The following is a 10,214-nucleotide window of genomic DNA, read 5'->3' as shown; positions in this document are numbered from 1 at the left end:
GTTCAGAGTATCAACAACTGTGATTTTTTACAAATGATTTAGGATTGCTATATCTTGATTCTCCTGCAACAGATGTTTAAGGCGACAGATGGCATTACTACACTCTTTTTAGGGTTTTCCGACTAAGTTCGAGGTTGTAGGTTTATTTGACTGGTTAAAGGAAATGATCGAACAAAAAAATTATCATATACACGGGTCTATGATAACTAGCACATGAACGGCAATTAGATCATGGCTTCAACTACTTATTTCCAAAACTCAGTGCAATTACTAAAAATTAGACTCGACTGCGGATGCTCAACTTCGACAGCAAAAGAACTTATTGGTACAAATGTATTATATGTTTAGGTTATTCTGACTCGGCTTAGACTAGTTAGTTATTTCTGCCAGCCTGCACTAGTCTCTTTTACTACCTCAGATTTGTTGTCCACAGTTACAGGCTGCTTGAGGGTGTTAGGGCTAAAGTTTTCGTCAAATCGCCAAGGAGAACGCGATCACAGAGGTTAAATATTTCTACCTCGGTAGAGGTCTTTCGCATCAGCCGCAGGAAATCACCTTCAGCGTCAACGCTTAGGGCAATGTAGTTGAGGAACATTTTTAGGTAGCCGATGCGCGCCCGCTCTGGCATAGATGCTGCTGCGGGGGTTTGCCATAAACGATCAATATAGTTGCGTACCTCTACTAAAGGAACAGGCGTGATCGTCTCGAAGCGCAAAGCCTGGCGAATTTGATTGAAAAGCCAAGGATTTCCAATTGCCAAGCGTCCCACCATCACACCCGCCGCCCCCGGTTGAGAAAGCACTTCAACAGCAGTAAAAGCAGAGTTGATATTGCCATTGGCAAGCACTGGGCAATCGACCCGTTTGACCGCAGAGGCAATCAAATCATATTTCACTGGTCCGTGGTACATATCTAGAACTGTGCGACCATGTAAACTCAGCAAATCAATGCTGTGGCGATTAATTATATCTAGAATAGAGTAAAAGTTATCAGTGTTTTCAAAGCCTAAGCGCATCTTGACAGTTAAAGGACGATCATTCACAGCAGAACGCAACTCTCCCAAAATCCGCTCCACTTTTTCTGGTGAGAGGAGCAATGCACCCCCAACATTTTTGCGATAGATTCTAGGTGCTGGACAACCCATGTTCAAGTCAACTCCAGCGATATTATATTTGCAGAGTTCCTTTGCTGTTCTTACTAAGTCTTTTATGCTTTCGCCAATCATTTGAGCAAAAACGGGGCGACCAGTGTCATTTTCGGTGATTGCTGTCAGAATGCTACGATTGAGCCGTGAGGTATCATTCACCCGAAAATACTCGGTGAAGAAGTAGTCAGGACTGCCGTAATGGGCAATCACCTTCATAAACCAGAGGTTTGTCACATCCTGCATGGGCGCAAGAGCCGTGAGGGGAAGGTCTGGATGCAGCGATTGGGGGAGCGATACTTGGGACGACATAGAGATGAACAGCGTTTGACAAAACATTACTCTATCGTAATTAGGGGTGAGTAGTTATTCTGATTGCCACGACCAACCCAAGGAATTAAGAAAAGATTTCTCCAGAATAATAGTGGCAAGAGAAGGGATAATCCCAGTTTCAGAAATGGCTAATTGCATCCAATAAAAACAAACCCACATCTTTATGTAATGGTTCATTATGCTGTGGACAAGCCGTTGAATGCAGTCATATAGGAAAAAACCAAATTCAGATGACTGATGAGGTGATTGAGAAGATGTCATAAGCTGTTCAGCAGAAACTATCCATTGTGAGAAAATGTTCACTTGATCTGCAAATAGGCACGGCTTCAAGAAGTAACAGCGATGGAAACGCGATTTTTAGGAAAATCCGGTCTCAAGATTTCGGTTCTCAGTTTCGGTACAATGACCTTTGGTGGTAGTGACTTCTTCCAAGAAATTGGGGCGACTCAAGTAGACGAGGCGCAGCATCTGATTGATATTTGCCTTGATGCAGGTGTCAACATCTCATTGTGGAAGTTCTGCACGAAGTGGCTAATAACCGTGGTGTCAGTGTTGCTCAAGTCGCACTCAACTGGCTGTTACGTCAGTCTGGGATCACATCCGTTATTATCGGAGCGCGGAATGAACAACAACTTCGAGACAACCTTGGTGCTGCTCAGTGGGAGCTAACACTCTTTGGAAGTAAATCGGCTCAACTCCCTTAGCGCCAGCGCGCCAATCTATCCTTACTGGCATCAGCGCAAGTTCGAGGCTGAACGCATTCCACAATAAAAAGATCCAAATAAGTTGCGATCGCATGAAGCCAGTGAGCTTGCTGCGATCGCTCACTATCTGCTTGTTCTAACCCGGTTGAGGAAGTTTTATAACTAAATCAGAGGTAGACACTAGAGAAGTGGATGCCGTCTATGATACGTTGGCTGATGCTGACTTCTCAACTTTGTAATGCCAACTTCAAGATTATTCGTTTTTTGCGTAAAGCAAGAAAATTGAGGTGAATAATATTATATAACGGTATTTACTATGCATAAACCGGGGACAACACGAAAAGTCTCCTATATAATTTGCTTCTATCAAAAACTGCTCTGGATTAACTCCAGGGCAGTTTTATGTTGAGTCGATTAGCCCTAAGTTTAATAATCGCTATCATATTAGATAGGGTTTTATCATTCATCAGGTGTCAAATAATCAACACAAGCAATGCCAACTCTGCCAAAGAGAGATGGAGCATTTAACTGTCCATCACTTAGTTCCACGACAAAATACCAAACGTAAAAAACAAGACCCAGGCCCAACAGCAAATATTTGTTCTGCCTGTCATCGACAGATTCATGTTTTATTCGATAATAAGCTGCTGGCCCTTGAACTCAACACACTAGACAAGCTCAAAAATGAGCCGCAAATGCAAAAATTCTTGGTTTGGGTAAGGAAGCAAGACCCAGGTAAGCGGGTATCAGTCCATCCCTAAAAAGTAAGGTGCGAGTCACACCACTTGTGTCCTAATGTAGATGGTCTAGAGAATTTAGAGTAGTAGGTAAAAGTGATATCAGTTATTGGAAACATTACTATGACTAACTCTCAACCTCCACTGCCACAACCTCAACTAGAGTCTGCGGGTATTACTTTTGACCAATATGTAGAGTTTACCCCAGAAAAGTTGGAACTCTGGGATGGATATCTAGGCTACGGCGGACAAAACCAACTTGGGTTTCATTTGGCTGTGTTAAGAAATATGGGGTTGCTGGCAGCAATTCGTCACACCCAATTGTCATTGTGGATAGAAGCCCTAGACCGTCATCTAAAAGAAAAACTTGAAACCGTCAGCGCTCAACCTGAAGTAGCACAAGCTTTGCTTAATCGGCTAAATCGAGCAATGTCAGATTTGGCAGCAGTAGCAGAGTATTTGAAGGAATAGCAATACAAAAGGTATTTTGGCTTATTAAGCAGTAAGTGTCTTCCACTGATGTGATATAAACGTTACACAGCAACTTGAATCAAGCTAGTATTCTCCTCAAGAATATCTATTTCATCAAGAGATAGTATTTTTGGTTGCATTTGTTGCAGGTCACGCAGTACTATTTCGGTATCCTCAGCATTAAACTTATAATACTCAGTTAAACTGCCGATGGGATGATTAAAATCTCGATAGCGGTGTTTGAAATATAATTCAATATTCCCCCTATGCTTCCAAGTTCCTAATACTTTAATAGCAGCACTCGAATAATGAGCAAGCAATTCAATTTTTACTTCTGCTACTCGCTTGACAACGGGTCTTTGGGTTACTCCTATCTTATACAAAGTGCCAATATTCGTTTCAATCTCTAAAAAATAGAGTGTACAGGATAATATACGTTTGAGTTGAGCGCGATACAGCTTCAAATCAGTAAATCGATATGCTAAACCTGGGGCATTTTTGTATTCGGCGTGTTTAAAAGCTAGCTCTAGCTTCAGCAGCTTTTTAAGTAATAGCGGTGACTGCACATCGTTGAATCGCGTTAACTCTAGCGCTCCAACAGGAATTTTACCTAAATCACTAAATTCATATTCTCTTGGGGTTAAGTATACGTTTTTTCTCAACATTCCTGCTTTGAGTAAACCAGGAGTAACTAAGTAGGAACTAATCGGGTAATTTTTGGCTCCGTACTCCTGCCAAAGCAGTTTTAACTGTGCTAAATCCTTGCCAGATAACTGAACATTGAAATTATCATACAGTGGCAGAGTTGCAAATTCCCGGTTAGCTACGGGGCGACAAGTTTCTCCGTGATGAGCAAAATGATGCTCTTTCACCTTGCCTTTTTTAGCAAGCAAACTACCCTGGCAATAAGGACACTTAAGTAAAGTCTTCCCCCTGTTGATATCTTCAATACATATCAATATCCCATCTTCATTTACACCATATTTTAGCCACATTGACACACCATTATTGAATAGTTAAAGTTGCTTTTACAAGTGTGCTTCAACTTTTCAAAAATGTATCTATCTTCTGGGCTAGGTAATGTTGATTTGAAGAATAAAAGTGCAATGGAGTCAAGCGTAGATATCGCTTGCTCGTCGCTCTTTATCTCTTGAGGATAAGTATAGTTTGTGTGAATGGATACTCGAAAGTTTCTTAGAGGAAAAAAAGGAAAGTGAAGGCGTTGGCGATCGCAGCTCCAGGTTTACTGCCAAGTTCAGTCTATGGAAATCATGAAGGAGCGAGGGTGACAATCGCCACCAAAGCGATGCTTTCCAATACTGACCCTTTAGTTGGCTACACTACGGTCAGTAGCATTCCCTTTATGCTGCATGAAAAATCCCCTTACCAGGTTGACTTTGACTATACGTTGCTAACACTAAGTCAAAGTTCATGGATGCAATGGGATATGCAGGTAAGGTCGTTGCTAAGAACCATGCTATCTCTGATCAAGATTACGATGCTAGCATTGTTTCAGAAGGGAGCAACGCGAAAAAGTGAGATCGGGGTTTAGTTCTCAATTATACCTCTATATTCTCAACAAAACTTGGTTTTTTAGTTGCGATCGCATCCCGAAACAAGCTATATACGTCCCAGGTTGCAGCACCTCACAAAATCGCGTTGCTCCCGTTTCAGAAAGCGTTGACAAGCAAGTGACTGATATCACCAGCAGTAACAAGCCTGTATTCAAAGATGAGATTGTTAACTTTGCTCTAGACTATGCAACTCAAGTCGAGTACGACTACACCAGTTTCGTGAACGCTTACAACAGTGGGGTGACACTCTACTAAACTGAACTGTTGATTGCAATTGTTGAATATGGGTGATAGTGATTACAGGAGTGCGATCGCACTCCTAAACCCGTTAACAGGTTTACTTGATTCAGTTCTGGGGGATAATCAGCTAGTCAGCACGCTCCCCGTAATTAATACCTTTGGAACCCAATCAGTTAAACCTATTTCCAGACGTAAAAACCACACCAGCACGTAGAGCAGAGGCGTTGGTGATGAGTGCTGATACCCTGCTGAAGTGGAAAGCGCAAATTTTGGACTATCAGCAACGGGTGAGGGAAACCAAGCCAGTGCAGCAGGCGACGTTATTCGACATTGCACCCAACCACTGCGACCCAGACCAAATTGATCCGCTCTTGCTGCGGCTTGTGCCAATGTCGTTTCATAGGATGCCAGCTGATAGCCCCGGTGATGCGTGTCTGTATTTCATCATTGATTCTACGGCTGGTCTGATTTTGTATGTGGGTGAGACGTGCCGCAGTAACAAGCGGTGGAAAGGCATACACGGCTGCAAAGATTACATCGCCAGCTACCAAGATTTACATTATCGCTATGGGATGAAGACTGCGGTCAATGCGGCGTTTTGGTGGGATGCACCCACTGACCGACGCGCACGGCAAGAGTTGGAATTGAACCTTATTTTGAAGTGGCGCAGTCCATTCAATAAAGAAAACTGGGAGAGATGGGGGCAACCGTTTGGGTAGGGTGAAGAGAATTTAAATATTGCTGTATTCTTATAGTCAGTGTTTTTATTGCTAAATACCTAAATTTTTATGCATCGCTCATACACTGCATGGCTTGTGACAGTCGCCTTGGCGAGTATTGGTTTTGGGTTAGATGTAAAAAGTGCGACGGCACAACAGCTTTACACATTCAATGCCACTTATAACGTATTCTCCACGTCTAAACCCATCACGCCAGATGTTTCAGTAACAACTATTTCAGGGCAAAGTATTGATGCTCCTTATGATTTAACGAAAGTTAGCGGTTTAACCTACAGCCAAGTTAACTTTACTACTGGAGAGTTACGATTTAACACAGATGCCACCACATTTGGTTTGCAGAGCTTGCCAGTAGGCGAGGTGGTGTTGTTTGGTAACGGCAGTAATAAATTGTTTGGCACAAATTACGCTACTGGAGTAATTGACTTTCTCTCCTTAAAAGGCACTGCCACGAATATTTTTACTATTACTAGTGGTGAAGGTTTATTTAAAGGCGCTGTCGGCACACTGACACTTTCTGAGGTTTATCAAATCAGTCTAGACCCAAATATTCCTACAACAGGCAAATCAAAAGTCAGTGGAACCATTCAGGTGTTTTCAAAAAACATTCCAGAGCCAAGCACTACCACTGCATCGGCTCTTATAGGCATGATGGGGGCGGCTTTTTGGCTGCGTCGACAACGAAATACGCCCACTTCTGGCTGACATAATAACGCGATGTGTAGTCAAATTCAATTCAGCATTTATAGGGTTTCCCGAACCAATAATTTTGCAGTTTTCTACACCTTGTAATCCACCTAATAATTCTTGCGGTAATCATCAATTATTAGGTGAAAAAACCGAATTTACAAGCTTTGTAGTTTTCAATAATATGGAAATCAAAGCAAGGAATTAAATCCAAAGTTGGTTGAACAAAAAACTACTAATAACACAAGGGGTAAATTAATATGCTAGTTCGTCGTTACAACCCCTGGCAAGAATTGAACACTTTAGAACGTCACATCAACGGCTTATTGGGAGATACCAGAGTACCATCTGCACAGCTTGACAGAGATTTTATCAAAGTTCCATCTGCTGAGTTACACGAAACTGATGATGCTATTCTTCTGAAGCTAGAACTGCCAGGACTGTCAGCTAAAGACTTAGATATTCAAGTCACCGAAGATGCTGTTCACATTAGCGGTGAGCGCAAGTCTGAAACTAAAACTGAAGAAAAAGGTACTACCAAGAGCGAATTCTACTATGGTAAATTCCAACGTGTAATTCCTTTATCTCCTAGGGTTCAAAATACCAATGTCACCGCAGTTTATAAAGATGGCATTTTGAATTTGACACTGCCAAAAACCGAGCAAGAAAAGAACAAAGTTGTCAAAGTTAATCTGGAACAACCTGCTGCCTAATGGTTCTGCTGAGACTACTCTACCGACAATAATTGATTGAGATAGCTAAAAGCCCAGTTATGAGATGACTGGGCTTTTTTGTAGCAATTGTCTGTGATATGCGATGTCTACGACGGGCTGCGCCTACGCTCTTTTTTCCTCTAAGAATTGGGGCGATCGCTGTACTGTTACTGAATTTACATTAATTACTCAAGAGTCAATATCAATACAAATCACTGTAACGTATGGATTAATTACTGATTCAGGTACATCAATTGTTAATTCTCCTAACGGATTGGGATTAAGAATAGAATCCATAATTGCACAGCGACTTGTGTAGGTTAGTGCTGTACCGTCAGCAAGAACAGACACTGATTTTACTTGCTTGATTGGTATACCCTTAACCGATATTGTCTCGTAAGGTTTCATTAATAGGTGTAGATAAATGCGATTACCTCCGGCATGCGAAGCGCGAACGCCATTACGAGTTGAGGGGCCATAAAATTGCCACGGTTCTAATCCTGGGGTTGTATCAAGTATACTTTCAGAGTGGCTCTCCATCCAATCTGCGATATCTTTGAGACGCTCTAACTGCTCAGGAGGGATTTGTCCATTACCCATTGGGCTAACATTGAGCAAGAGGTTGCCTCCAATGCCAGCTACTTCACAAAGGGTATGAATTAATTGACGAGAAGATTTGAAGTTGCGATCATCTGAATTGTATCCCCAACTCTCGTTAATAGTCAGACAAGTTTCCCAAGGATGATCAGGTGGGTGAGGAGGAATAAACTGTTCAGGAGTCTCAAAATCTCCACAATTTGGCAGACGATCATTAATGAGAATATTCGGTTGTAAATCACGAATCATTTTTGCTAATTTTTCAGCCTGCCATTGCTCAGGAGTGCGTTCCCAACTTCCGTCAAACCAAATGATGTCAATTTGACCATAGTTGGTCAGTAATTCTCGTATCTGATTGAACATAAATTGGATATATCGCTCCCACTGTTGGGCTGTAGGTTGAGGTAGCTGGTCAAAGCGATAAGGTTTATCTGCCTCTGTAAAAGCCGGATAGTCAGGATGATGCCAGTCACTAAGTGAAAAATAAAGACCAATACGCAATCCTACAGAGCGCATCGCTTCGATATATTCACGTACAATATCTTTTTTATAAGGTGCAGATGCAATTGAAAAGTCTGATTCTTGGCTATGGAATAGGGCAAAACCATTATGATGTTTGGCTGTTAATATGGCATATTTCATTCCTATACTTTTTGCTAAATCTGCCCATTCTTGAGGATTGTATTGCTGTGGATTGAAAGTATTAGCTGTGAAGTGATATTTCTCAACTGGAATATCTTTGCAAAAAGGTAGGCTGAATACACCCCCAACTAACGGCCAAGATAACTCACATCCAATTTGAGAACTATGTCCCCAATGAATAAACATCCCCAATCGAGCTGTGTCAAACCAGTTATTCATCATGGTGAAATTTGGCAATAATTCTGCTTAAGAAAGGAGAAATAGCTCCCAAGAGCATCTTAGTACATATACAGATTTTGGTTGTTATTATTTGTTGGCTGTGGTGAAAATGCGATCGTCCCCTTGCCCGATTTCCCTCAGAACTAATCCCCCCAAACTGCCATAAATTCTTCCCACTCCTCGTCTGTCTGGGGTGCTTTGTCTTTGGTCAGTCCCACTATTCGCGCTAGCTTCCTGGCTTGGTCTATGTTCTCGCCAAGCTCTATCAACTGGTGTTCGCTTGTTGGGGTCGTAGCCTTGGGCTGCTAGCTGGGCATACTCGGTATCGGTCAATCCCAGATTGTGGATGTTGGTCATGGTTGGGGTGGGGGCGATGTCTACTTTAAGGGGCTGTTCGGTGTCGCTCTTTAGACTTTCCTCTAAGAAAAAGTTGAAGTTACGGTGCCATGTTCAAAGATTCTGGCAATTTGGCATAACAACTCTCTGAATTGCCGTTTAAATGAGATATCAACAGAACAGAACAGCTACAAATCGCCACTTGTTGACCCAACGCTGTAGAATAACGAGAGCAGCCAACCCACAGCGCTCGGTCATCGCAACTCTTGGAGACGCTGCGCGTAGCTTGCTTAAGAGCAGGGGTACGCCACAACTGGCTAGTAATGTACTAGAAAATACATAGTAATAAAGGGAATTCCCAATAAAAAAACGTCCCAAAATTTCTCGTGGGATGGGCATCCTGCCGCATCACAAGATGGGATAATCTATTTCCTGGTGTTCCCTTAATAGACAAAAGATAGTATTGAGCAACAATGCAAAAACTCCTTTTTAATGGCAGAGATGATTTAGAGCGCAGGCCCTATTCCTTGGTGAGGATATTACAGCTATTTTCAGGTAATTGAACCACAAACTAAGTTAGACTGAAGAAATAATATTGTATGAATAGATGCCAGTATCTTACTCAAAGGATTTGCGTGAGCGTGTGATTAGAGCGTGGAAAGCCAAAGAAGGCTCTCAACGCCAGTTGGCGCAAAGATTTAAGGTCAGCTTGTCATTTGTAAGAAATCTACTATCTCAGTATCGGACAAATGGACAAATCGAGGCAAAACGACGTGGAGGATATCAAAAGCCAACGATTCAAAACGAGCATCTAGGCTTTATCCAGTCTTTAGTTGAGGAAAAAAATGATTTGCTACTCAGAGAATTATGCGTAGGCGTAGCCCGCCGCAGGCATCGCTATGCAGAACGCACAGGGATTAGTGTAAGTATTAGTACAATGCATCGTGCGGTAGAAAAATTAGGCTTACGTGTAAAAAAAAAGTCTTTATGCCAGCGAGCAAGATACCCCAAGAGTACAAGAGTTAAGAGGGAGCAACGCGATTTTGTGAGGTTGGGTGAAAAAGGTGCGATCGCTAAAAT

At 42.2% G+C, this 10,214-nt stretch carries 14 protein-coding genes; 10 read left to right on the top strand and 4 right to left on the bottom strand.

Annotated elements, in window-relative coordinates; translation table 11 throughout:
• Positions 1-433: 433 nt before the first annotated feature.
• Positions 434-1,456, bottom strand: a complete 1,023-nt coding sequence (locus Q0541_RS18180; protein WP_298913031.1) for a tRNA-dihydrouridine synthase family protein — start codon at positions 1,454-1,456, stop codon at positions 434-436.
• Positions 1,457-1,986: 530 nt separating this feature from the next.
• Between Q0541_RS18180 and Q0541_RS18175 the strand changes: the two genes are divergently transcribed.
• The 3 genes from Q0541_RS18175 to Q0541_RS18165 all read left to right on the top strand — a co-directional run bounded on the left by Q0541_RS18175 (position 1,987) and on the right by Q0541_RS18165 (position 3,389).
• Positions 1,987-2,181, top strand: coding sequence for an aldo/keto reductase (locus tag Q0541_RS18175; protein ID WP_298913028.1), 195 nt, complete (start codon positions 1,987-1,989; stop codon positions 2,179-2,181).
• A gap of 470 nt (positions 2,182-2,651) precedes the next feature.
• Complete coding sequence (locus Q0541_RS18170; RefSeq protein ID WP_298913025.1) at positions 2,652-2,942, top strand: HNH endonuclease; 291 nt, start codon at positions 2,652-2,654, stop codon at positions 2,940-2,942.
• A gap of 99 nt (positions 2,943-3,041) precedes the next feature.
• A complete protein-coding gene (locus Q0541_RS18165; RefSeq protein WP_298913023.1) occupies positions 3,042-3,389 on the top strand; it encodes a hypothetical protein in 348 nt (115 codons plus the stop codon).
• A gap of 62 nt (positions 3,390-3,451) precedes the next feature.
• On the opposite strand, the gene Q0541_RS18160 is transcribed toward Q0541_RS18165, so the two are convergent.
• On the bottom strand, positions 3,452-4,384 hold the full coding sequence (locus Q0541_RS18160; protein WP_298913020.1) for a GIY-YIG nuclease family protein: 933 nt from the start codon (positions 4,382-4,384) through the stop codon (positions 3,452-3,454).
• Between the two features lie 227 nt (positions 4,385-4,611).
• Between Q0541_RS18160 and Q0541_RS18155 the strand changes: the two genes are divergently transcribed.
• The 6 genes from Q0541_RS18155 (at position 4,612) to Q0541_RS18130 (ending at position 7,340) form a co-directional block, all read left to right on the top strand.
• Positions 4,612-4,941, top strand: a complete 330-nt coding sequence (locus Q0541_RS18155) for a DUF2252 family protein (protein WP_298913017.1) — start codon at positions 4,612-4,614, stop codon at positions 4,939-4,941.
• Complete coding sequence (locus Q0541_RS18150; protein ID WP_298913014.1) at positions 4,925-5,218, top strand: hypothetical protein; 294 nt, start codon at positions 4,925-4,927, stop codon at positions 5,216-5,218. The genes Q0541_RS18155 and Q0541_RS18150 overlap by 17 nt, the downstream gene beginning before the upstream one ends.
• 28 nt (positions 5,219-5,246) lie before the next feature.
• Positions 5,247-5,417, top strand: coding sequence for a hypothetical protein (locus Q0541_RS18145; protein ID WP_298913006.1), 171 nt, complete (start codon positions 5,247-5,249; stop codon positions 5,415-5,417).
• A 16-nt stretch (positions 5,418-5,433) separates the two neighbouring features.
• Positions 5,434-5,922: a GIY-YIG nuclease family protein gene (locus Q0541_RS18140; protein WP_298913003.1), complete on the top strand. Its 489-nt coding sequence runs from the start codon at positions 5,434-5,436 to the stop codon at positions 5,920-5,922.
• Positions 5,923-5,991: 69 nt separating this feature from the next.
• The gene (locus tag Q0541_RS18135; RefSeq protein ID WP_298913000.1) at positions 5,992-6,645 is read left to right on the top strand and encodes a hypothetical protein; all 654 of its coding nucleotides are present in this window, start codon (positions 5,992-5,994) and stop codon (positions 6,643-6,645) included.
• A 242-nt stretch (positions 6,646-6,887) separates the two neighbouring features.
• The gene (locus Q0541_RS18130) at positions 6,888-7,340 is read left to right on the top strand and encodes an Hsp20/alpha crystallin family protein (RefSeq protein WP_298912997.1); all 453 of its coding nucleotides are present in this window, start codon (positions 6,888-6,890) and stop codon (positions 7,338-7,340) included.
• A 189-nt stretch (positions 7,341-7,529) separates the two neighbouring features.
• Here Q0541_RS18130 and Q0541_RS18125 read toward each other — a convergent pair whose 3' ends face one another.
• Together Q0541_RS18125 and Q0541_RS18120 are read right to left on the bottom strand one after the other, a co-directional pair.
• Positions 7,530-8,801: an alpha-L-fucosidase gene (locus tag Q0541_RS18125; protein ID WP_298912994.1), complete on the bottom strand. Its 1,272-nt coding sequence runs from the start codon at positions 8,799-8,801 to the stop codon at positions 7,530-7,532.
• A gap of 84 nt (positions 8,802-8,885) precedes the next feature.
• Positions 8,886-9,155, bottom strand: coding sequence for a hypothetical protein (locus Q0541_RS18120; protein WP_298912991.1), 270 nt, complete (start codon positions 9,153-9,155; stop codon positions 8,886-8,888).
• 586 nt (positions 9,156-9,741) lie between these two features.
• Here Q0541_RS18120 and Q0541_RS18115 point away from each other — a divergent pair.
• On the top strand, positions 9,742-10,214 hold a 473-nt coding region (locus Q0541_RS18115), incomplete at its 3' end, for a helix-turn-helix domain-containing protein (protein WP_298912988.1).

Origin of the sequence: uncultured Nostoc sp., from assembly GCF_937863485.1 — a bacterium.
Taxonomy (GTDB): domain Bacteria; phylum Cyanobacteriota; class Cyanobacteriia; order Cyanobacteriales; family Nostocaceae; genus Nostoc.
Note: the sequence above shows the minus strand (reverse complement) of the source record. Positions and strands in the feature narration are given on the sequence as shown.

What these genes read in the sequence shown, in the direction of transcription:
- Q0541_RS18180 (WP_298913031.1), bottom strand. Translation starts at nt 1,456, where the DNA reads ATGTCGTCCCAAGTATCGCTCCCCCAATCGCTGCATCCAGACCTTCCC.
- Q0541_RS18165 (WP_298913023.1), top strand. Translation starts at nt 3,042, where the DNA reads ATGACTAACTCTCAACCTCCACTGCCACAACCTCAACTAGAGTCTGCG.
- Q0541_RS18160 (WP_298913020.1), bottom strand. Translation starts at nt 4,384, where the DNA reads ATGTGGCTAAAATATGGTGTAAATGAAGATGGGATATTGATATGTATT.
- Q0541_RS18145 (WP_298913006.1), top strand. Translation starts at nt 5,247, where the DNA reads ATGGGTGATAGTGATTACAGGAGTGCGATCGCACTCCTAAACCCGTTA.
- Q0541_RS18140 (WP_298913003.1), top strand. Translation starts at nt 5,434, where the DNA reads ATGAGTGCTGATACCCTGCTGAAGTGGAAAGCGCAAATTTTGGACTAT.
- Q0541_RS18135 (WP_298913000.1), top strand. Translation starts at nt 5,992, where the DNA reads ATGCATCGCTCATACACTGCATGGCTTGTGACAGTCGCCTTGGCGAGT.
- Q0541_RS18130 (WP_298912997.1), top strand. Translation starts at nt 6,888, where the DNA reads ATGCTAGTTCGTCGTTACAACCCCTGGCAAGAATTGAACACTTTAGAA.
- Q0541_RS18125 (WP_298912994.1), bottom strand. Translation starts at nt 8,801, where the DNA reads ATGATGAATAACTGGTTTGACACAGCTCGATTGGGGATGTTTATTCAT.
- Q0541_RS18120 (WP_298912991.1), bottom strand. Translation starts at nt 9,155, where the DNA reads ATGACCAACATCCACAATCTGGGATTGACCGATACCGAGTATGCCCAG.